Source organism: Sulfurisphaera ohwakuensis (assembly GCF_009729055.1).
Lineage (GTDB): Archaea > Thermoproteota > Thermoprotei_A > Sulfolobales > Sulfolobaceae > Sulfurisphaera > Sulfurisphaera ohwakuensis.
Genome location: NZ_CP045484.1, coordinates 1,576,243 through 1,596,802 on the forward strand (window position 1 = coordinate 1,576,243; position 20,560 = coordinate 1,596,802).

The 20,560-nt window shown below is 31.3% G+C and carries 25 protein-coding genes; 13 read left to right on the top strand and 12 right to left on the bottom strand.

Annotation, left to right across the window (positions count from 1 at the left end; genetic code table 11):
* Both D1869_RS08810 and D1869_RS08815 read left to right on the top strand, forming a co-directional pair.
* A complete protein-coding gene (locus tag D1869_RS08810) occupies window positions 1-243 on the top strand; it encodes an AbrB/MazE/SpoVT family DNA-binding domain-containing protein (RefSeq protein ID WP_156014774.1) in 243 nt (80 codons plus the stop codon).
* The gene (locus tag D1869_RS08815) at window positions 227-634 is read left to right on the top strand and encodes a PIN domain-containing protein (RefSeq protein ID WP_221267149.1); all 408 of its coding nucleotides are present in this window, start codon (window positions 227-229) and stop codon (window positions 632-634) included. Before D1869_RS08810 ends, D1869_RS08815 begins: the two co-directional genes overlap by 17 nt.
* Before the next feature lie 69 nt (window positions 635-703).
* Here the strand turns inward: D1869_RS08815 and D1869_RS08820 are convergent, their stop codons facing one another.
* The 4 genes from D1869_RS08820 to D1869_RS08835 all read right to left on the bottom strand — a co-directional run bounded on the left by D1869_RS08820 (window position 704) and on the right by D1869_RS08835 (window position 3,510).
* On the bottom strand, window positions 704-1,060 hold the full coding sequence (locus tag D1869_RS08820) for a nucleotidyltransferase domain-containing protein (RefSeq protein ID WP_156014776.1): 357 nt from the start codon (window positions 1,058-1,060) through the stop codon (window positions 704-706).
* Window positions 1,030-1,422: a HEPN domain-containing protein gene (locus D1869_RS08825; RefSeq protein WP_156014777.1), complete on the bottom strand. Its 393-nt coding sequence runs from the start codon at window positions 1,420-1,422 to the stop codon at window positions 1,030-1,032. The genes D1869_RS08820 and D1869_RS08825 overlap by 31 nt, the downstream gene beginning before the upstream one ends.
* 446 nt (window positions 1,423-1,868) lie before the next feature.
* Window positions 1,869-2,264, bottom strand: a complete 396-nt coding sequence (locus tag D1869_RS08830; RefSeq protein WP_156014778.1) for a hypothetical protein — start codon at window positions 2,262-2,264, stop codon at window positions 1,869-1,871.
* Window positions 2,257-3,510, bottom strand: a complete 1,254-nt coding sequence (locus D1869_RS08835) for an AAA family ATPase (protein ID WP_156014779.1) — start codon at window positions 3,508-3,510, stop codon at window positions 2,257-2,259. The genes D1869_RS08830 and D1869_RS08835 overlap by 8 nt, the downstream gene beginning before the upstream one ends.
* Window positions 3,511-3,839: 329 nt before the next feature.
* On the opposite strand from D1869_RS08835, the gene D1869_RS08840 reads away from it, so the two are divergent.
* The 3 genes from D1869_RS08840 (at window position 3,840) to D1869_RS08850 (ending at window position 6,986) form a co-directional block, all read left to right on the top strand.
* Complete coding sequence (locus D1869_RS08840; RefSeq protein WP_156014780.1) at window positions 3,840-4,553, top strand: ABC transporter ATP-binding protein; 714 nt, start codon at window positions 3,840-3,842, stop codon at window positions 4,551-4,553.
* Window positions 4,543-5,931, top strand: a complete 1,389-nt coding sequence (locus D1869_RS08845; RefSeq protein WP_156014781.1) for a hypothetical protein — start codon at window positions 4,543-4,545, stop codon at window positions 5,929-5,931. Before D1869_RS08840 ends, D1869_RS08845 begins: the two co-directional genes overlap by 11 nt.
* Before the next feature lie 410 nt (window positions 5,932-6,341).
* Window positions 6,342-6,986, top strand: a complete 645-nt coding sequence (locus tag D1869_RS08850) for a hypothetical protein (protein ID WP_156014782.1) — start codon at window positions 6,342-6,344, stop codon at window positions 6,984-6,986.
* Here D1869_RS08850 and D1869_RS08855 read toward each other — a convergent pair.
* The gene (locus D1869_RS08855; protein WP_156014783.1) at window positions 6,976-8,163 is read right to left on the bottom strand and encodes a metal-dependent hydrolase family protein; all 1,188 of its coding nucleotides are present in this window, start codon (window positions 8,161-8,163) and stop codon (window positions 6,976-6,978) included. The two genes, D1869_RS08850 and D1869_RS08855, sit on opposite strands and share 11 nt — an antisense overlap.
* Window positions 8,164-8,283: 120 nt before the next feature.
* On the opposite strand from D1869_RS08855, the gene D1869_RS08860 reads away from it, so the two are divergent.
* Window positions 8,284-9,108 carry an ABC transporter ATP-binding protein gene (locus D1869_RS08860; protein ID WP_184651064.1) on the top strand — a complete coding sequence of 275 codons (825 nt, stop codon included), beginning with the start codon at window positions 8,284-8,286 and terminating at the stop codon, window positions 9,106-9,108.
* A complete protein-coding gene (locus tag D1869_RS08865; protein WP_156014785.1) occupies window positions 9,098-9,811 on the top strand; it encodes an ABC transporter permease in 714 nt (237 codons plus the stop codon). Before D1869_RS08860 ends, D1869_RS08865 begins: the two co-directional genes overlap by 11 nt.
* Before the next feature lie 142 nt (window positions 9,812-9,953).
* Here the strand turns inward: D1869_RS08865 and csa3 are convergent, their stop codons facing one another.
* Window positions 9,954-10,637, bottom strand: a complete 684-nt coding sequence (csa3, locus tag D1869_RS08870) for a CRISPR-associated transcriptional regulator Csa3 (RefSeq protein ID WP_156014786.1) — start codon at window positions 10,635-10,637, stop codon at window positions 9,954-9,956.
* 84 nt (window positions 10,638-10,721) lie between these two features.
* Here csa3 and D1869_RS08875 point away from each other — a divergent pair, with 84 nt between their 5' ends.
* Window positions 10,722-11,507 (top strand): MBL fold metallo-hydrolase, encoded by a 786-nt coding sequence (locus D1869_RS08875; RefSeq protein ID WP_156014787.1) that lies wholly within the window; start codon window positions 10,722-10,724, stop codon window positions 11,505-11,507.
* A 180-nt stretch (window positions 11,508-11,687) separates the two neighbouring features.
* Here D1869_RS08875 and D1869_RS08880 read toward each other — a convergent pair whose 3' ends face one another.
* Complete coding sequence (locus D1869_RS08880; RefSeq protein WP_156014788.1) at window positions 11,688-12,047, bottom strand: DUF1059 domain-containing protein; 360 nt, start codon at window positions 12,045-12,047, stop codon at window positions 11,688-11,690.
* A gap of 86 nt (window positions 12,048-12,133) precedes the next feature.
* Between D1869_RS08880 and D1869_RS08885 the strand changes: the two genes are divergently transcribed.
* From D1869_RS08885 to D1869_RS08895, 3 genes are read left to right on the top strand one after another with little or no spacing between them, the layout of a single operon-like run.
* Window positions 12,134-12,337 carry a DUF1059 domain-containing protein gene (locus D1869_RS08885; RefSeq protein WP_156014789.1) on the top strand — a complete coding sequence of 68 codons (204 nt, stop codon included), beginning with the start codon at window positions 12,134-12,136 and terminating at the stop codon, window positions 12,335-12,337.
* Window positions 12,338-12,341: 4 nt separating this feature from the next.
* A complete protein-coding gene (locus D1869_RS08890; protein WP_156014790.1) occupies window positions 12,342-13,112 on the top strand; it encodes a winged helix-turn-helix transcriptional regulator in 771 nt (256 codons plus the stop codon).
* Between the two features lie 59 nt (window positions 13,113-13,171).
* A complete protein-coding gene (locus D1869_RS08895; protein WP_156014791.1) occupies window positions 13,172-13,693 on the top strand; it encodes a hypothetical protein in 522 nt (173 codons plus the stop codon).
* A 213-nt stretch (window positions 13,694-13,906) separates the two neighbouring features.
* Here the strand turns inward: D1869_RS08895 and D1869_RS08900 are convergent, their stop codons facing one another.
* Complete coding sequence (locus D1869_RS08900; RefSeq protein WP_221267150.1) at window positions 13,907-14,236, bottom strand: vitamin K epoxide reductase family protein; 330 nt, start codon at window positions 14,234-14,236, stop codon at window positions 13,907-13,909.
* A gap of 35 nt (window positions 14,237-14,271) precedes the next feature.
* Window positions 14,272-15,063 (bottom strand): DUF929 domain-containing protein, encoded by a 792-nt coding sequence (locus tag D1869_RS08905; RefSeq protein ID WP_156014792.1) that lies wholly within the window; start codon window positions 15,061-15,063, stop codon window positions 14,272-14,274.
* A 101-nt stretch (window positions 15,064-15,164) separates the two neighbouring features.
* Here D1869_RS08905 and D1869_RS08910 point away from each other — a divergent pair, with 101 nt between their 5' ends.
* Complete coding sequence (locus tag D1869_RS08910; protein WP_156014793.1) at window positions 15,165-16,229, top strand: hypothetical protein; 1,065 nt, start codon at window positions 15,165-15,167, stop codon at window positions 16,227-16,229.
* A gap of 13 nt (window positions 16,230-16,242) precedes the next feature.
* Window positions 16,243-17,697 carry a 4Fe-4S binding protein gene (locus D1869_RS08915; RefSeq protein WP_156014794.1) on the top strand — a complete coding sequence of 485 codons (1,455 nt, stop codon included), beginning with the start codon at window positions 16,243-16,245 and terminating at the stop codon, window positions 17,695-17,697.
* 380 nt (window positions 17,698-18,077) lie between these two features.
* Here the strand turns inward: D1869_RS08915 and D1869_RS08920 are convergent, their stop codons facing one another.
* From D1869_RS08920 to D1869_RS08930, 3 genes are all read right to left on the bottom strand, one after another.
* A complete protein-coding gene (locus D1869_RS08920) occupies window positions 18,078-18,335 on the bottom strand; it encodes a DUF4898 domain-containing protein (protein ID WP_156014795.1) in 258 nt (85 codons plus the stop codon).
* 340 nt (window positions 18,336-18,675) lie between these two features.
* A complete protein-coding gene (locus D1869_RS08925) occupies window positions 18,676-19,713 on the bottom strand; it encodes a nitric oxide response protein (RefSeq protein WP_156014796.1) in 1,038 nt (345 codons plus the stop codon).
* Between the two features lie 225 nt (window positions 19,714-19,938).
* Window positions 19,939-20,553 (bottom strand): helix-turn-helix domain-containing protein, encoded by a 615-nt coding sequence (locus D1869_RS08930; protein ID WP_010979649.1) that lies wholly within the window; start codon window positions 20,551-20,553, stop codon window positions 19,939-19,941.
* Window positions 20,554-20,560 lie beyond the last annotated feature (7 nt).

The window sequence follows — 20,560 nt, forward strand, 5'->3', positions numbered from 1 at the left end:
ATGAAGACCAAAGTACGTGTAGGTAAAAAGCTTACAATTCATATTCCCAAGGCTGTTGCTGAAGAGCTTAACATAAAAGAGGGTGATATATTGTCCCTAAGGGTTAAAGATAATAAGATAATTTTAGAACATAATGATGCTATACTGTTTTCAATAAAAGGTAAGAAGTTTGCAAAGATCACATTAGATGAGATAGAAAAAATAAGTGAAGAGGAGCAAAATAGTTATGAGAATCCTCATTGATACAAGTTTTATTCTTCCTGCCCTTGGCATAGATGTAGGTGAGGAAATAATAAACATCATAAAAGAGTTCTATAATCATGAAGTTTATTTCACAGAGTTATCACTGCTAGAAGCTATGTGGGTAATTAAGAGGCTAATAAAACAAGGAATTGAAGTAGATTTTAATGTAGTGAAGACAGGTCTGAAAAGTATAAATAAAACTTATCGTTTAGTAAAAATACCAATATCAGCTTACATAAAGGCTGTGAATGATAAAAGGCATAACGATTTGATAGATTTGATCTTATACTATACTGCAAAAGCTTATAATCTCAGATTACTTTCTTTAGATCTCAAGTTAAAAGAAATTGATAAAGAGAATATTGTCATACAAAGCTTAAATGAGAGCTAACGCCATTGGATTTTCTCCTTTAGATTAAAATTGTTTCATAGAATGAAATTGCATGCAAAACTTCATACTTTACGATTCTAATAACTCGTTATAATCTATAAACCCATAATCTCTTTTCCAAAATAGCTTCTTCTCTTTAATTCTATCCTTCTCTTCTTCATCAACGACTATATAATCCACATTACCCTTAATATATTTTGAAATGAGGTTCATCTTCTCGAATGCGGAAAGTCCCTTTATTCCCTTAAATACAAAGAGTAAGTCGATGTCACTGGTATCAAGATAATCTCCTCTAGCTCTAGAGCCAAAGATATAAACCTCTGTAAGTTGTGGAAGTTCCTCCGATACCTTCTCCACTATTTCCTTTGCTAGGTTTAACATTTTAATTTGACTCTCTATTGCTGACTTACCTCTGATTCTACCCATTCTATTACCTCTTTAACTCTATTATACAAGTCCTCAGCTATTGACTTGTTATACTGTTTATAAGGAACACCGTTCGCAGCATCTGGATACCTTGATATAATAAAATGAGGAGAAAGAACCATTAAATTCTCTTTAATCTTCACTGGAATTTGTACACCTTCCTTCTCTATCATTTCAGCTAGTTCCGTGAGTGAATGTGTTTTGCCTGGGTCTTTGCCCAGATATAAAATAAATGATTTTAACGCTTTTTCTGCTGCTTGCTGAGAATAAAAAGCAGAAGCATAATATTTCCCTGTAATAATAAGAACGTTGGCTGTATCAAGATCCTCAACTGCTTGTTCTAACCACTCTTTATAATTCACGTATTTAGATTACTTTAACGAGTATTTTAATTTGCTCAATGATTTTCCTAAGTTGAATTGTTGCCTTTGGATCTAAAGTATATATTATATAGTCTTTTTAATATTATAAAGTATAAGTTAAGGTACCGAAAGTGAACTAATGACTGAAGTAACAAGACATATTTCGTATTGTCGAATGTTATTTTCCCTTAGCATTTACTATGAAAAACATTATAATGAAACTGGGTTGCAACCAAAGGAGGGAAAAGTATTTCATTATAAAGAGTTACAGAAAATAACCTATTCTCTATCTTATTAAGGCATATAATAGTATGTAATAAAAAGGTTTGAAAGACATATATTTATCTTCACGTATAGACTGAAAATTTTTCTTGTTAATTATATAATGCTAATCATTATTAACAAGTCGTCTCAAGAATCTTTTCTAATTTATCATTTTCATAGCTTTATAGGTTTATTCTTCTATTGTAAAATATTTGTTCAATTTTCTTTATTAAAATATCACAACATTCCGCCTTATCTATAATAAAACCCTTTCCTGTTTTCTTAGACAAATACTTAACTGCAATTGGGTCAAACTTTTTAGAGGAATGTATAATTCCTATAAACTTTGAAGGATCTATGAGTATACCGTATCTCTTTTTATTATTCTTAACATCATTTAACGTTTGGATCACCTGGTCTACATCGTAACTTTTCATTGACCTTGTTTCCTCAATAACTATCACAACTTCATTACATATTAATAGAAGATCTGCATGTTTCTCTGAAGATACAATTCTATCTAAATCTAATATTATACACATATTAAACCTAGAGGATAATCTACATTCATCAGCCATATATCTTTCCTTTCTCGTCTAATAATTCTTCTGCTACTTTTGTGAATTCATCTTCATTAATCCCGTCTTCATTAACCTCAACCTTATCAACTCTGGTATACTCACAATCTCTCTTTAACAAATATACGGCAACTTTATTAGGGTCTAACCCTTTATTGTCCTTTTGTGACATAGCGATTAAGTTGCTTATAGAGTAAAGGAGATAATCGCTATGAGTAGTTAGGAAAACGTATTTACCGTTCTTTACCGCTTCTGAAATCATTTTAGCCACTATCCTCTGAGCTTTGGGGTGCAGATGAGCTTCTGGTTCTTCTATGTAGATGACTGAAATTTCCTTACTTGCCAATGCTAAGGTTATAGGAAGTGCCTCTCTAATTCCGGAAGGAGCCTCCGATAAAGGTAAAGTTACTCCATTCCACATTTTAACATGTGGGGACTTTATTCCCTCCATCTCTATTAGTTTTAGATCAAAACCTAATTCGTTAAAGAAATCTTTTATAAGGTTAAAGTCTACTTTACCTTTGCTAAAGTCCTCTAATAATAATGAATAAGAGGAAAGGTATTCTTTGCTAATTATGTCTAAGAAATCAAGAGTTTTCAAAAACTTTAAGTTGAAGAATCTTGTTAAGCCAGCTCTACCGTCAATAAGAAATATTCTGTTTGTATCAGCTTGAAAAAACGGTTCGAAGCGAGAATAAGTAAAATAAAGTAAGGCTAAATCTAAAGCATCATCAAGATCTTCTTTTGTTTTTATGTAATATTCTGAGTTTTCCCCGTCTTTAAATTTAAAGACAACGTTTAGTGGTGAAAGCGTGTTTATCTCGATGTCTATTAATTTATCTAAACTGGGTTCAAGTATTGATTGTGCTTCATTACTAACCTTAATGTTAGCTAGCTCAGAGGTAACTTCAATCTCACCTTCAGTTTTGCCAAAAATCTCCTTTATTTTATTTTCAATACCCTTTAGTAAAGAGAAGGAAAATGCTCTCATATAAACGTTTGCGTAATTTTTTATCGCTTCCTTATCTTTTAGCAACAAATTCTCCCTTCTGGAGTACCCGCCTAATCTCATAAACTCCTTGCTAAATTCCTTATAATCTGGCTCTGCAGAAGAGAGACTCCATAGGAGTCTCAGTATGAGAGATTTGCCTAGGCTGTTTTTACCTATGAATATCGTTAAAGGTTTAAGCTCTAATGAGGTATTGTTAAATGGACCAAATTCTTTTATGGTAAGTGTCCAATTCATAACTATTAATTAGAGTCGAATTTAATAAAAACTGCTGAGTTATTGGTTATTAATCTTAATTCATGGTTACTTTCCTATTTATAGGAATACGTAACATGTTTAAAAGCTATATCAATAAGTCTGGTAATCTTCTAGCTCTAGATAACTTTATCTGACTATAAATGTTATATCACAAACACCCTAAAAATAAGGATTATGACTTAGAGTCTAACTGATTTTTGATTTTACGCTAAAGTTAAAGAAAGATACGCTGAATTAACATGAAAATAATGAATTATACAAAGGATTAATACAGTTAAGGTTTTAATTTTTAGTTCATAATTTATTCTATGAATTGTATCGAGCTTAGAAATGTAGTTAAGAAATATGGTAAAGTGACTGCGTTAAATAATGTTTCGTTTACGATTGAATGTGGAGAAAAGGTGGCACTTTTAGGACCTAACGGAGCAGGTAAATCGACTACTCTCAAACTAATCGTCGGTTTATTAAGACCGGATAATGGAGAAGTTCTTGTCAAAGGATTAGATCCCTTTTCTACTAAAGCTAGGGGGATAATTGGATATTTACCAGAAGATGCAAGCCCCTATTTGATGCTTACTGTTAGAGAGAATTTGGAGTATATTGCGTCATTAAGAGGAGTAAATAATGTTAAGGATAAGGTTGACAAACTCTTAGATTTTTTAGCTCTCAGACAGTACGAGAAGAATAGGGTCATGTCTCTATCTAGAGGTAATAGGCAGAAATTGGCTTTGGCTTTAGCCTTAATCCATGATCCAGAAATATTACTTTTGGATGAGCCTTTAAATTATTTGGATATACCAACTCAAGAGAGGGTTATCTCACTGCTAAATTCCATGACTAATGCTACTATGCTGGTTTCAACTCATATAATGTCTATAGCCAGAAGACTAGCCAGTAAGGTAATAATATTATCCAATGGTCAGGTAGTATGGCAAGGTAACATATCTGACTTGAAGAAGTTTGGTGAGGAGAATGAACCTATTGAATCTATAGTTGCGAGGTTGATGGAAAGTGTTAAGTAAATTAGTGAGACTTATCTTATTCAGTAGATTCTCGAAAGGGGGACTTATAGCATTAATAGTAATAACTGTTCTTATTTCACTATATAGTATTATACCAACGATTTCGAAAGGTATACATTCAGCACTACCTAGTTACTACAGTATCGTTTACATTACCGCCTTTTACATTCTCTTCGCTTACATTTCTGGATTCACTCTAATGAAGGCAGACTTAGATTATTTGTTCACATTACCTATAGATAGAAAGAAATTAGGTATAGCTTTGTACATTTCAAATTTAATAATTTATTTAGTATTTATAGTTTATTTGACATCATTTTCCTATAATTCTGGATTGTTGATAATATCCCCTTTATTAGGTATTTCTCTACTCTCACTAAATCTTACTTTACAAGAGGTTAGGACGAGTTATAAAATTCTAATAATAGTAGTGGTAGCATTATGGCTCTTATCACCGCTATTCGGTTTTGAATACTCTCCGACTTCAGCAGCTTTCGGCTACTTATACGAAAGTCTCTCAGTTACATTACCATATACCGTGATGTTAACGATTATATCAATAAGGAAAATAGGGAACTATGACCAAATATTAATGAAAAAGGTATCGAGAACTTCTGGGATAGTGGAACATCCCATATCTTTTACGACTTCAAGTCCATTTAAGGCGATTTTACAACTAAAATTAACCTATTTCTCCGTAACCGGTAGAACTGGTTTCTACACTTTTTCTGGGAATTACAGTATGAAGGTAGTCAAGATGAATTGGATCACCTTAATAACTTCAGCATTAGCAGTTGTTTACTTCATAGTGTTTAGGTACTTGCTTTTAACTTCTATTGAATCATTAAATGCCGGAGTATCCATAGTCATCTCATATATAGCAATTTTCTCAATACTTTTCGTGAGCATGAGTAACCTAATGAATGAAAGACTTTGGCTTACAGTACCTTCAATAGGCTATAAGTTCTTTAGATATTTAATGATTGCTACTGGAGTTCAAAGCCTCATAATAAACATTCCGTTCGCAATATCTAGTTTTGTACTCTCGGTCTGGAACCCTGTTTTCCTAAAAATAGGGATTGCCTTATTACTCTATACTCCACTAGTATGTATGCTATATACTTACCTATTAGCTTTGACTATTCCTATGCAACTAAAGGACGAATTTAACCCTATTAATATAGAAATTAGGGGAAAGAATTTTCTAATGGGGTTTGTATTCGGTATTATTGTAATACCAATACTATTCGTAATATTTGCATCTCTTCTTATTTTAGGAATCAGTGTCCTTGTACTAGCAATATTGTTCGTTTATTTGCTACAAGATAAGATGATATACAAGGTAATTAGTAAAATGACCGAAGCTGGATATATCTAGCCTATGGCTATTTCATTTTTTTAGCTTGAATTTTAAGAATAATAATTAATAAATTGAAGGAATTAACAAGATGGTAAATTAGTGAGAAGTTTTTGACAAAGTGTAAGAGAGATTCGTCTTGGTTTTCACTCTCTAATAGATTTTCCTCAAGATGATACTCTCTACGATTATGAACTCTAACTATGGCATATAATGTATATTAACTAATCAAATAGGATTAAATTTCATAAAAATTTTGCTTTTCAGTATGCTGAGAATCAATGTAGTATTATTAATAGATTGTTTCTTTGTAGATTAACTTACATAACTACTTATATAATGAATTTAAGTATTAAAGAAATTAAGCGGATAATTATATCTTCACAAGTGTGAAGTGAATATTTATAAATATTAAAAAGGAGTTACATCGTGTGGCATCAAAATTAACGATAATTCTTATAGTTCTATTAGTTATTGCTGTTGGGCTTTATTTTTACGCTAATCAACCGCCTAGAATAATAAAGTCAAAAATTCAGATACTATACTCCCCAAATAACTGGACTATAGAAAAGAATCTTTCCTTCACATATTATCGTGGATTTGGTTACACCTTTTTTAACCTTACTTTTAAAAAGAATTTAACAATTCCTACTATTCCTTTTGATTCACCACTAAATGCAATTTACCCATTGCTTGAAGTAATTTCTATCTTTTCAAGTAGTGGAACCCTAGAGGTTTTAACTCAAAATCAGTCAGTACTCATTATTGCGGAAATTAATTACAATAGCACGCGATTTATAAACGTTTCTCTCTCAATTTTACCGTATTCTAATGTGACTATAAATGGTACTTACAACGGTTTCATATACTATTATTCCAATAACGAGTATGAATTAGAAAACTCACTTTATGGAGAGTCAATATATCCAGAAAGCGGAATAGTACTTATTAAGGGAGACCAAGCTTATGTGATAGAAACATCTGGATTTTTCTCTTCCATACAATCTCTTCTACAGATCTTTTCTCATTTAGAAAATGTGACATATACCGTTGAAACTACAGAAATTAATCATTAAAAAGAGCATAACCTTTATACTTTTGCCCTTCTTTTATCACATACATTATATGTTGTGGTGATAAGTTTTCTATGTCATTTAAGGGATCAGCGTTTAATACGATTACATCAGCGTTATAACCTTCTCTTATTCTGCCAACATTGTGTAATCCTAAGCATTCACTAGCTATAGAAGTTCCCGCCTTTAATACTTCTAAAATTGGCATATATCTCGAAAGTAATACAGCTTCTCTATAGTTCTTTCCATGAGGTCTTTGTCTTGACCCTACATAATCAGTTCCCAATGCAATTTTCAAACCTTGGGATACTGCAATTTTCATATCTTCGGTAAAGTGTCTTTTAACTAGTTCTTCTCTAGATGGTCTAACTATAGGGTCTACTTCAAATGGTATTTCATAAGTTGCCAGTGTAGGTATATAGCATATTCCTTTTTCTTTAATTAAAGTAGCAGTTTCATCATCTAAGCCTAGACCATGTTCTATTGTATCAACTCCAGCTAAGATTGAGTTCATTATAGCTTCCCTCCCGTAAGCGTGTGAAGCAACTTTAAGTCCATTTCTATGAGCCTCTTCAACAATTGCTTTTAACTCATCTAGTGAAAATCCAGGCATGATTTTTCCTCCTTGAGAAAATGCACCAGAGGCATAAACTTTTATTACATTTGCTCCTTGTCTTATCGCCATTCTTACTGCTTTTCTGCACTCATATGGAGAATCACAGTAAAAGGAATATGAAAGTCTTTGAGCTATATCAATAGGTAAAGATTTAGGATCATCATTACCTCCAGTTATTGCTAACGAGTATCCAGAAGCAATAACAGTAGGTCCTATGATTTCACCTTTTCTTTGTAATCTGGCTAAATTAACTGCTACTTTACTTCCTAAATCTCTTACAGTTGTAAATCCTGATCTTAGAAGCCTTTCCATATCCCTTGTACTTCTTATCGCAACATCAATTTCGCTAACGAGATTCCATGATAAGAGGTTATCTTCGTCCACACCAAAGAAATGAACATGGGTATCAATTAAACCTGGCATTATAAAATTTCCATATATGACTTCTCCTTCTTTACTTTCTTCTCCTTCTATAACTTTAACTATTTTATTTCCATCTATAACTACAGTTCCTTTTTGAATTATTTTCTCTCCATCAAAAATCTTTCCGATTAAACTTATCATAAAATATTAACGTGAAAAGAAAATATTTAATTTATGGTAATAAGTGGGGACTAAAAGATGTTTTGTTTATATATTTCTATCATATATTAGTTTTTTATTTTTCCTCCCATCTTAATATTTGTGATCGTTGAGATAAGTAATGTTTGGAAATTTTATGGAAAGCTCATAGCTAATGAGGATATTTCGATGTATATAAATGAAGGTGAAATTGTTTCCCTTTTAGGTCCTAATGGTGCTGGGAAAACGACTTTGGTAAAACAAATATATGGTGAGTTAATTCCAGATAAGGGTGAGATAAAAGTATTTGGTAAAAAAGCTACAGATAGAAAAGTAAAGAAGTTAATGGGAGTTGTACCACAAGATACCGAACCTTTTGGTGACTTGACGGTTTGGGATAATATATATCACATGGGAAGGATAAAGGGATTAAGTAAGACCCAAGCTGTAAAAAATACTGAAGAGTTAATAGAAAAGTTGGATCTTTTAAACGAAAAGAGTAAATTTGCAAGGGATTTATCTGGTGGTTTAAAAAGAAGGACTTTGATTGCGATGGCTTTGGTTAACAATCCTAAGCTTTTAATATTGGACGAGCCAACAACTGGCTTAGACCCAGAAGCGAGAAGAGAAGTATGGGATTTACTACTTAGCCTTAAGAAAGAGGGAAGGAGTATGTTACTTACAACCCATTATTTAGATGAGGCTGAGAGACTTGCAGATAGAATTTATCTTATTAATAGAAAAGTGATACTTGAGGGAACTCCTTCTAGTTTAAAGGAGAAGTTCTCTACATGGTACGAGGTTATAGATTATTCGTCAGGAAAAATTCTGAAAGTGAAGGGAGAAGAAGAGTTGAAGAAAGTTATTATGAGCATTAACGGAAAGTTTGAAGTTAGGCTACCTTCATTAGAGGAAATTTATTTAGAGGTGATAAAAGATGCTACGTGAATTCCTTCAATTATTGATCATGCAGTTTAAGATGGTTAAGGCGTATCTGCCGGCTGTGATCTTCTATTCAATCTTTTTCCCATTAGCCTTCATGTTCTCTTTTGGGCTAATTACTTTCTCAAAATATCTAGTTTATTTCATCTCAGGCACAATAACTTTTTACATATCAATTGGTGTGTTTGTTAGTACTACTCAAACTTTATCTAGTGAGAGAAGAGAAGGAAGATTTTCTCTCATTATTGCTTCTGGTATATCAAAGGAATTATATGCAATAAGTATTGCAATAACCCAAGGTATTTCAACATTAATTATGATTCCAGTAATAGTCATCTTAGGAGAATATATTTTACACATTATCTTAAAATCTGTAATTTATCTCTTATTAAGTGTTATAATTGGCATCTTTACCTTTTCTATGTTAGGAATAACGTTAGGTTTAGGGATTAAGAACTATTATGCGGTTATGCAGTACTCTCAAATTTTAGGATTTGCATTAACCTTTTTTGCCCCGGTTTACTATCCAATCACTTTTATACCAGTTCCATTTAGATACTTAACTTACTTAGAACCAACAACATATATGTCAGAAGCCATTTACAATTCGTTTATAGGGAATCCAGTAGCTCTACTTTGGAACTTAGGTTGTTTAATTTACGGTATAGCACTGATGATAATAAACACTAGAATATTAAAATCAACGTAAATTTATGAATGTATTAAATATACTCCATACTAAGAATCTACAAAGAGTATTATTTAACATAATTATATTGGCAAATAACTCAGATTTTATCTTTTCTCTTTGACTTGGTAGATTCATTTAAGATAAAGTAGAAACTGGTATATTAGAATTTGTTCATTTTACTTTTTAAGCCTCTTAGTGTTTGTAAACACACTTTCCCTAAATCAGTAATTTTACATGGCTTAGGTTTAGTCTCTTTACATTCTACATATCCTTGCTTTTCAAGAAAGTCTATTTGCTTAGAAATGGTAGGTAAAGATTTATTTAGAATTTTTGCTATGTCATTCATATACACTTCTCCGTATTTTGAACCTAAATAGTCCAAGATCTCATACCCAGCGTCTGAAGGTTTAGCCGGTATTATTACTGGTAGCTCATACTTATAGCTCATGTCTTCTGTGTAGGAGTAGGCCTTAACTCTTTTTCCTAAAGCCTTTGCGAGCATTGCATAATAATAAAGTGCCAGGTTAAGTATTCTCATACCACCGATTATGTAGAATTCTAAATTATTTTTAGTCCACAAAACATCAGAGATCTGATAAATTATGTAGTCAAAAGGTTGTTTAATCGAGATATACTTAGGATAACCCGTTATCCCAATTGCTGATAGGTATTTAATAATTGCATCCATGGCTTCTTCAGCTTGTCTTTTCCTAAATTCTTCTTCAGATGCTACAGAGAATACAGCTACTGCAGATACATCTTTAATTCCCCTTTCCGATATAGCCCTAATTACGTATTCAGCGGTAAAACCTACACCAAAGACAAGTGTTACCTTCTCTTCCATATATAATCTGAGCCAAACATAAATTAAAGTTTGACTATAACGTCAAAGATTAGTTTTAAATAGGTTGCGAAATAGTATAACTTTATGCCTTGCAGAGGTTTACATTCTATTCCCGCAGGACCAGTAGAGTTTCCAGATATTACCACGGTTTATGTTATGTGCGGTGAAAAAATAACGGTAATGGTTGATGCTGGAGTTAGTAACTCAATAGCAGACTTTTCATTCTTAGACAAACTCGACTATATTGTTCTTACTCACCTTCATATAGATCATATAGGTTTACTACCAGAACTTTTACAAGTTTATAAAGCTAAGATTCTAGTAAAAAACGGTTTCAAGAAATACTTAACCACTGATGAAGGTATTAAGAAATTAAACGAAACTGCTGAAAAGGTCTTAGGAGATCTTTATTATATTTATGGTGGTCTAGAGAAAAAACTTGATCAAGACAAGGTTATAGAAGTTGAGGGTAATGAGGAATTTGACTTAGGAGGATATAAAATGAAATTAATTTATACTCCAGGCCATGCAAGACACCACATCTCAGTTCAAATTGATGATTTTCTGTTTACTGGAGATAGTGCTGGAGCCTATTTTAATGGTGTCGTTATTCCAACAACACCACCAGTAATTGATTATAAAATGTACATAGAAAGTTTAAAGAAACAAATAGAGTTAAAGCCAAAAGTTGTAGGATTTGCCCACGGCGGTCTAGTTTCTCCTAAAATAATGGAAGAACATTTAAAACAAATGTTAAGTGAAGGGGAAATACAGATAAATGTTGATATTGGAGGAATAGCTGGAGAAGTATTGAGGAAACAAATAGAAGTTAACTTAAGAGGATTAAGAGAAAGTAAGAAGTCTATTTAATATTATTTAAGAATTAAGGGGAAATTTATAGATTAATTATGCTAAAAACTGTTTATGGATAAATTGAAAGACTCTTCATCTTCACTTATCTTAAAATAAATAGTAAACCTTTCCTTCTCTAACCTATTTTTGTGAAAATAAATATATATTTCTAAACATTAAAAAATAAAAATATCTTAATTACATTACTTTAATATTTTGTTTAATTTTGTTTAGAGTATCTGGGGGTATTGAAGATAAATTATGAGACATTTTAGCATGAACCATTAATTCGTCTAACAATTCTTCTTCAGAATCTGCATTAATTATTTCGAATCCGCAGTTCATTCCTACACTTGCACAACTAAATGAGTACTTTCCTGTTTTCTTTATATTTTGCTTTATTTTTGCAAGTAATTCAGGCGGTATTGAGGTTACTCCATGGCTAGATTTGGCATGAATTTTTAGCATTTCTAATAACTCGTCTTCGCTACTAGCATTCTTTATTTCGAATCCGCAGTTCATTCCTACACTTGCACAACTAAATGAATATTTAGGCATATTTCTTCTTTTCTTTACGGGTTATATAAAAAAGCGTTAAAATGTTTCTAATTAATCCTTAAAACTATCTTATCAACATGTTTGGTATGGTATTTGGATTTGGAAGAAAAAAGAAGTTTGAGTTTCAATGTTCTAGCATAGGTATGAATTGCGGATTTGAGATAAAGAACGCCTCTACAGAAGATGAGCTTATGGAAATTTTAAAGATTCATGCTAAAAAAGCCCATGGATTAAATGAAATTCCACAAGACGTAATAAATAAAATTAGGCAAAACATAAAGAAAGTGTGAAAACATGGATTTAATAGACAAGAGAATTCTTTTTTATTTTTTGAGAGATGGTAGAATATCACAAAGACAAATAGCTTCACTTCTAGGCCTTACTCCAGCAAGTTTAAATTATCGTTTTAAGAAATTAATGGATGATGGAATATTAAAAGGATTTAAGCTATATATAAATCCTAATTTTTATGGAAAAATACAGATTTATATTGCATTTAAAAATTATAATGATTTGGATGGCGAGTTTATCTCATTTAAGTTAAAGTGCCTTGAGTGGCTTAACGTGTATGGTGTTCAGGCAAAGGATAATATTGAACTTAAGGATAGGCTAAGTTATATGGCCAAACAATTAGGTGACCCAGTACTTTCTTATTTTCCACTTCAATCTCTTTTTAAACCGTCAAACTTAGATATTAAAATTGTAGAAGAGTTAAAGAAAGATCCGAGAATTCAGCCAGTCGATATAGCTGAAAAGCTTGGAGTCAACAGTAAAATAGTGGAAAAACATATAAGATATTTAAGACACAGAGGTTTAATCCTTGTTGTACCCGAAATAGAACTAGGAAAAACTGATATTGTAATATTCTCTATGTTTTCTAATAAAATCGAAGATATTTCAATTGTTTTACAAGATTGTAAAATTTGGCAATTTACAGATGGTTACGCCGGTATTACAGTATGTTATGCCGATAATATGGAAAGGGCAAGGAAGTATATAAGCGCCGCTAGGGAAGTGGACAAAGATGCTGATGTTATGATAATTTATGATTATATTTTTAAATGAACTTCTCGTTAGAATAATTTTAATGAAATTATTTATATTCAACTTAGAAAAAACGCATTATGGTTTATGAATGTTGTGGAGAAAAATTTGAGGGAGAGAGAGAATTTAAAAAGCATATTAGGAGTAAGTATTGGCATAGGATTAACTATTCAACCAGTACTAAAGTTTTGTTAAATAGGGATGAGGTCTTCAATATAATAAAGAATCCTAAATTAATTTTTGGAATAAGTAATTTAATAATACCAGTAGATGAGAAGAGGGCTATATTATATTTGCCTTTTAAGAGGATCAGAATGGGAACTGTATTAAAGAGGGTTATAATAGGTAATTTAGATGGGCCAAAACTTGATTTTGATATGTTAGAGTATAAGTTTAATTCAGATAAATTGATCTACGAGATATCATTTAGACTAAAAAGACTGACAGAAGATCAAACTGAAGTTTATATATTATCGTCTATGGCTGTAAACATAGGAATTTTAGGTAGGATTATGCCAAGTGAAGTTATTAAAGCATTGCAAAGCATTGTTACGCCACAAATTCTTGCTGAAAAGTTGGTAAGTAATATTAAATCGTTATAACTAGTAGTAGTTTAACGAAATTCCCTTACCATAAAAAATTATAATTTTTTTCGTGAGTTAATAAAATTTTTTAATTTTACTTCTTAGTCTTATCGCTTATCAGAAATAAATTTTCAGTTAATAAGAGAATTTTTTATATTTTTTTAACGTTATTATATCTATAACAATTTTCCTATAAGTGCTAAACTAGAATAATCTTCTTTTTCTTTTATCTTAATTATTTTTGAATAATATTATTCCTTGAATAAGGCAACATAAGTGTGCTAGAGTACAATAAATACATAAACTTCCTATTAATATTTCTGTATAGATAAGATATATTGAGAATATAGCACCTACAATCCATAAATATCTGAGTATTTCTTCTATTCCTATAAGCCAAAGTACTGTCATAATTGAAAAGTATATCAACCCTAATAAAGAGTCGGGTATTCCTAAAAAATGCGAATACACGCTTAACTCAACTTTATGACAATCTATTATAGCGGACACATTACAATATGTTGGGATCTTTTCTAACAATAGATGTAAATATAGATACAAAGAGTCAGCAACACCTACTATAGAAAGTCCTAGCCCTATTTTTCTACGCGTAGTTCCTCACCTATGTATATGTTAGGAATGTAATCATTTTGTATAAAATGTGAACATACAGAGTAAGGTTTTCCTCCATCCACCTTACATATCATTTCTGTTATTAGATTAGCTTCTGCATAAATTTCTTTGTAAATTTGGCTATTAGGATTATGAAGTTGCTCTATTACGTAAGTCCAGTTATGATTAGATAGTAAGCCTGGATCAATACTAGTTCCAACTTTATAATAATATCCTATTACAATAAATGGAATTGATAAGTTTGCGTAATTGCTCCAAACATAATAGACTTGATTAGGAACTTTTTCGAGTGGTTGATAATTTCTATCTTGGTACTCAATTCCATAAAATGTTATGTAAGGACTCGAATAAGTGGCATTAACAAAAGTGAAAGTTGGAGTATTAGGATAGACATCAGTAGAGCTTGAAAGCATGTATTCTAAGCCGGAAAAATTACCAAATCTAAGAAGAGCTATTATCAATGCCCATCTTTCAGCTGCACAGTAAGGACACCATTCTGCACCTACAAAGATGACTGCTGGTTTACCGTTTGAAGAGAAATTGAGAGGAGATACTTTAAAGTAGTACGTAGGTAATGCAGTAATATTGTAGCCTTGATCACTTAACTCTACTAGCTGATTATATAAATTGTTAGGAATAGTTTTTCCTATTACTGAAGTTGTTGTAGTTTTTGTTGAAGAGAAAATACTTACTCCTACAATAACAATTATTAATATAATAGCTAAGAGAAAGTATCTTAAATTTCTTCTTATCATAGATTTACGGAATATAACATGTTATATTAGTTTACGTTAGAAAATTTTAAACACATGTTTATAGATAGTTGAAAGATCTTTTTTATTAGTGATTTGAAAAAATGAAAAAAGAGAAGAGAGCTGTATCTAATATAGTTTTTGCAGGAGTAGTAATAGTATTAATAATAATAGCAGCTGTTGGGTTCGCGCTATATGCTACTAAAAAACCATCTACAGTCACTACTACCTCAATAAGTACTCTTACAGTTACTCAAACTAGCACTTCAACAGTTACTCAGACTACAACACAAACTTCTACTCAAACAGTTACTCAAACTTCTACTCAGACTACTACTGTTGTAAGACCCATAACCGTAAATGCTAGTGGTGCTTTCTATGATGGACAAGTAATAACATTCTTATATACTGCACAGTTTATGTGTACTCCTAATGCAACGGTTTTCTTCCCTAATGCTGTAAATCAAAGTAAAGTAGCTATGGGTTGTGAAGTAGGGGCTGGTAATATATCAGCATTTCCAAAGGGTGCCGCACCAGTATTTGTACTAGTACCAGCATTTGCTGGTTTATCAATATTTGGAGTACAAAGCTTAGGTGCAACACCTCAAGGATTCCCAGTATTTAAGTATAACGGAGAAAACTATACAATTTATACTCAATGTGGTGCTGCTCTTACTCCTACAGCATGCCCAGACCACATGAGTTTAATATATTCTCCAGCCTTCACTATAGTTGAACAGTATTTAGGAATAAAGAATGGTGTTTTTGGATTACCAGAAGGAGTATTACCAACTCCAGCACACGATCATTTAGTAACATTTACAACTAATACTTCTATACCATGGTATATTGTAGTAGTCTTAGTCTTTAACCCCAATATATTCCCTAATCCAATAACTGGTCAATGCCAACAAATAGTTCCATCAAACCAAACTGATCCTACACAATACTGCTTGAATAGTATCAGTGCATTAGAACAAGCAATGCAGACTTATGATAGTGCTGTTGCAACTGCAAATGCAAATAATCCAATTTGGTTAGCTTTAGGTAAACCTGGCTTAGATGTTGTTGTACCCGGAATAACATCACCATCACAATTATTTAGTGCTACAAACTCTAACATGGTATTATTCTTTAGCGATCCAGATATATATCCATATCCTATTTAGGAAGTGATAAGTTATGAATAAGATAAATAAGTTAATTTTTTCTTTTCCTTTAAAAATTTTAAATAAATCATATATTTTAGCTTTAATTATAGTTCCTATTACTATATTCTTTCCAATACCTTCAGTAATATTCACTTTAATATTCGTAGGATTACTCTTTCAAGGACTTTATTTACAGAGATTTATGCCCACAAACAAACCTTATATGGTTATTGAAATTCTTGCGATCCTATCATTTATATATGCTATATTTTTCTTCAAGGAATTATATAATTTAACAAACTTAATCTTTTTATCTTACATAATTCCAGTTTCACTATGTATTTTTAGGCTTAGAAGGGAAATTAGGATAAAGGTTAGTTATTTAGAAAACTCCAAAGTAGCTTTTCTTCTTCTGCTTTCAGCCTTTGTATTAGTTTGGTTTGCAAGTGGATTCTTAGATCTAGTAACAACAACTTTTTCTTTGTTTAATCAATTCGGCTCTTCCTTTATATTGTTAGACGCATTATCTGCCTTTGCCTCAGTTACTGCAAGTTCGTGGTTTATGATAAGCATGGGAATTTGGTTAGGAATACTTGGAATATTTAGGGTTATTGAGTATAATAAATTGGAAAATAAGATAAGATATCTGCTAATGATGTTTGCTTACACATTTTACAGTATTTATCTGCCATCATTTTCACCAATTTCGAATCAAGTTCAATATATTCCTTACATGTGGTTTAATGGTCTTGGGACTTATGGGCCTGTGGAGCCTTCATATTTATTTGACGGTATAATAGGCACTTTTGTAGTTACCGCAGTATTATCATTTATGTTTGGTTCAAGGCAAATATGTTCTGTGACATGTACAGCACCATATATGTTACAAGGAACATTCCTTGACTCTATGAAAAAGTATAACAGATCTTCAAAAATCGGAAGAAAAACTTTGACCTCTAGGTTAAACTCGTGGTATAAATGGGTAATGATTTTAACGTGGTCTTCTTTATTGGTATTTGCCGTTCTCTCGTACTTAGATTATGAGGGTATTATAACTTTTTCAATTTTAGGCAATGATCCTACAGTATTTTATGCAAGCTTGTATTTTAACGTAATTTGGTATATCCAATTCATGTTAATGCCATTTCTGGGGAATTATGCTTGCGTAAACAGCGGGATTTGTGCTTGGGGCTCATTTAATCAATTATTTGGATATTTAGGATTTTTCAAGCTTAAAATAAAAGATCCTAAACAATGTTTAAATTGTAAAACAGTAGATTGTGCGAATGCTTGTCCAGTAGGTTTAACAGATATGAGGGCATCTTTCATAAAGAAAGGAGAATTCAAATCATTCAAATGTATAGGTGTAGGAGATTGTGTCGAAGCTTGCCCTTATAATAACATAATGTTTTATGATTTTAGATCTTGGATTAGATCAAAGTTAAATAAGAAGGGGATAATTAAAGATTCTGTTGAATTACATTAGTATTATATGCTATATACGCTAAAATATATTCAAAGATATAATGATAAAATAATTTTTTATTCTTTGATTTTCTATTCATAATTATTGGAACATTTTAGTTTTCATAGAAACTATACTTACTAGTAACTTAAAGTAAAGTAATCTTTCTAAATTCGTATAAAACCTTAATAAGAATATTTTTCCATTAAAGTATGACTTTATAAAAAAGTATTAATTTTACATAATAGATTCCTCATGACTCAGGTTATTTTCAGCTTCTGATTAGTGTATTAATAGGTGAATAAAAACAAATATTTAATAGCAATTGAATAAATAGAAGTATAAGTGTTCATATGATGATTGAAACGTAGGTTATGATTTAAATAGCTAAATATTTTTTCTTAGTATAGTAATATTAACTCATCTTTAAGTTCTTCAGAAATAAATATATAAAATGGATTTTCTCTTATTTCTTTAATTACACTCTCTATTTCGTAATCCTTTGGTCTTATAATACAAAATGCTCCCTGCCTAGGAAGAATATAATTAAAGAACTTCTCCTTATCCGAAATAATTTTAATAGGAATTATAAGCTTTTTAGAGAAATTAAAAAATTTCATGAGAGACTCTACATCATTAATATCTACTAATTCAACCATGCTGACACCTTTATAATCAACTAACTACATCTTTATAAACTTTGCTCAAATTTCTTTTAACAGGGTTTATTTTCCTTTATAAACAAATCTACAATATTTCCAAAGTCATTACTTTTTTTGGCCACCATTATTATCGTATTCGTAAATTATACTATAATTAAAAAATTTACTATCTAGGTAGATTAATAGATTATGAATTATAGTCTTTTCATAATAATTGCAAAAGACTAGTTTTACCTTAAGATGTAAAAATTGGGCGAGACAATCGAGGCGACAAGATATATTTTGTATCGATAAATATCATTTACCCTATGCCTTTCCTATGAAATGCACTATATATTCATTTAATCAACACTTGTCTTAAGGTAAGGATAAAGAACGATAAAATTCCTATTCCTTGTAATGGTGAGGCCAATATAAAAATTGGTGTGGTAAAGCCAAAGTCGTATAACAGTCTCATGATTAGTCCTATATTAAGTAAGAAAAATGGAATATATGAGGGCTTTACAGAAACCCTCTTTTGAAAAGCATTAGCAAATAGATCCATTAAGACAACATCTACTCCAAAGACTGTATTGAAAAGGAAACCAACTGCAATTGAGTGAATGAATACATCATAGTTAGAAATGAAAATAGAACCAATCAGTAAATAAATCCATGCAGTAGTTAAATGTAATATTGGGTATCTTCTTCCCTTTGGTCTGTAAAGTCCTGAAGCGTGAAATGATAAAACCCAAGCAAGGAGCATTAACACATTTTCTCTAAATCCCATCCCTACGACCAGTAAAATGAAGGCTAATATGTTTTCCCAATTTCTTGAACTGGATATTTTAATTCTAGTTACTAATCCTATATCCCTAGTCATGACTGCAAATATCATACTTGTTGGGAATATTAGATTCAAATAAGGTATTGCATATCCTAACCCAATTTGAACTGAGATTATAACAATTGTTATCATTAAAGAATAGAAAAGTAGCCAGTTATAAACAGTCGGATTTATTCCTATTCTTGATTTTCCAAGATATTCTTGCGAGTAGTAAAGTAAAATATTCATCGCAATAAGGATAAAAATAAATCCCAACTGTTGGTTATAGAAAAATGAGATTATACCGAGAATTGTAAATACTAGATAAGACGCTATCAGCCGATTATCTGCAGTTTTTCCACTCCATTCTATGCTTAACGCTACGAATATTTCATTTCCAATTAGTAAACCAAAGAAACCAAATATCATTATAAACCAGTGTGCTGGGAATAAACTACTTGTAGGATCTATAAAGAATCCTTGCATATTCATAAATTCGAAAACTGCTGGTATACCTCCAAATAGTAGAAGTATTATCCCTGAAATCATAAGTAATAATGGTAACTTCATATGTTCCGATTTGTTTATGTGAGTTTAATATAGTATACCTAAAAGATTAGGGGTAGGGTGAGCTTGTCGTTAGTTTTGTCATGTTTTGTGACACTTGTTACGGTCACAAGTAATTTTAGTCAAATAATATTTGTAATATTATTTGAACTCATAAAATTTCATTTGAACTATCTTTTGTACACTTCTAATTATCAATGAAATTAGAATTACTCTAATTTAAATCCTTTATCCTACTTTATCAAGATAGTATTTAACTACTTTTCTTAAAGCTCTTCGTAATATTTCTTCCAGAGTTGGTGCAGAAACGTTCAATCTATTAGCCAATTCGGTTAGAGTTATGCCTCTATCATCATCAAAGTACCCTAATCTATAAGCCAATTTTAATATTTCCATCTGTCTCTCAGTCAACTCGTTACCAGTTATCTCGTTTGTACTTATTACAGTAACCTTAACTCCTTGACTCGTTAGCTTTGATAAAAACTCCTTTAATGAAGAGGTATTAGGAATTAAAAGAGTATAGAGTAAAGTTCTCTCTTTAACAACTTTTATCTTTTCTACAACAACGTCAGAGGTATAAAGCACTTTACATACAGAACAACCATTTGTTCTAACCCATATTCTGTTATCTGAGAGCCTTAATACCTTACTATTACCCGATTTAAGTTTTAACACATCTTCATTTTTAACTTTGTTATCGAATAATACTATATGATCAGTTACATTATCTCCTAGTTTAACATTCTCTACGCTTGCTTTTAGGCCCATAGTAGATATAAGCTTCATTACCTCACAAGGATGATCCTCTATCAATAGAGTAACTTCAAACGGTGATTTAGGCATATACTAT

Coding starts and splice junctions, on each gene's coding strand:
- D1869_RS08835 (WP_156014779.1), bottom strand. CDS start 3,510: ATGAATTGGACACTTACCATAAAAGAATTTGGTCCATTTAACAATACC.
- D1869_RS08820 (WP_156014776.1), bottom strand. CDS start 1,060: ATGGGTAGAATCAGAGGTAAGTCAGCAATAGAGAGTCAAATTAAAATG.
- D1869_RS08880 (WP_156014788.1), bottom strand. CDS start 12,047: ATGCCTAAATATTCATTTAGTTGTGCAAGTGTAGGAATGAACTGCGGA.
- D1869_RS08895 (WP_156014791.1), top strand. CDS start 13,172: ATGGTTTATGAATGTTGTGGAGAAAAATTTGAGGGAGAGAGAGAATTT.
- D1869_RS08865 (WP_156014785.1), top strand. CDS start 9,098: ATGCTACGTGAATTCCTTCAATTATTGATCATGCAGTTTAAGATGGTT.
- D1869_RS08930 (WP_010979649.1), bottom strand. CDS start 20,553: ATGCCTAAATCACCGTTTGAAGTTACTCTATTGATAGAGGATCATCCT.
- D1869_RS08925 (WP_156014796.1), bottom strand. CDS start 19,713: ATGAAGTTACCATTATTACTTATGATTTCAGGGATAATACTTCTACTA.
- D1869_RS08905 (WP_156014792.1), bottom strand. CDS start 15,063: ATGATAAGAAGAAATTTAAGATACTTTCTCTTAGCTATTATATTAATA.
- D1869_RS08875 (WP_156014787.1), top strand. CDS start 10,722: ATGCCTTGCAGAGGTTTACATTCTATTCCCGCAGGACCAGTAGAGTTT.
- D1869_RS08810 (WP_156014774.1), top strand. CDS start 1: ATGAAGACCAAAGTACGTGTAGGTAAAAAGCTTACAATTCATATTCCC.
- D1869_RS08910 (WP_156014793.1), top strand. CDS start 15,165: ATGAAAAAAGAGAAGAGAGCTGTATCTAATATAGTTTTTGCAGGAGTA.
- D1869_RS08915 (WP_156014794.1), top strand. CDS start 16,243: ATGAATAAGATAAATAAGTTAATTTTTTCTTTTCCTTTAAAAATTTTA.
- csa3 (WP_156014786.1), bottom strand. CDS start 10,637: ATGGAAGAGAAGGTAACACTTGTCTTTGGTGTAGGTTTTACCGCTGAA.
- D1869_RS08890 (WP_156014790.1), top strand. CDS start 12,342: ATGGATTTAATAGACAAGAGAATTCTTTTTTATTTTTTGAGAGATGGT.
- D1869_RS08885 (WP_156014789.1), top strand. CDS start 12,134: ATGGTATTTGGATTTGGAAGAAAAAAGAAGTTTGAGTTTCAATGTTCT.
- D1869_RS08815 (WP_221267149.1), top strand. CDS start 227: ATGAGAATCCTCATTGATACAAGTTTTATTCTTCCTGCCCTTGGCATA.
- D1869_RS08830 (WP_156014778.1), bottom strand. CDS start 2,264: ATGGCTGATGAATGTAGATTATCCTCTAGGTTTAATATGTGTATAATA.
- D1869_RS08855 (WP_156014783.1), bottom strand. CDS start 8,163: ATGATAAGTTTAATCGGAAAGATTTTTGATGGAGAGAAAATAATTCAA.
- D1869_RS08920 (WP_156014795.1), bottom strand. CDS start 18,335: ATGGTTGAATTAGTAGATATTAATGATGTAGAGTCTCTCATGAAATTT.
- D1869_RS08840 (WP_156014780.1), top strand. CDS start 3,840: ATGAATTGTATCGAGCTTAGAAATGTAGTTAAGAAATATGGTAAAGTG.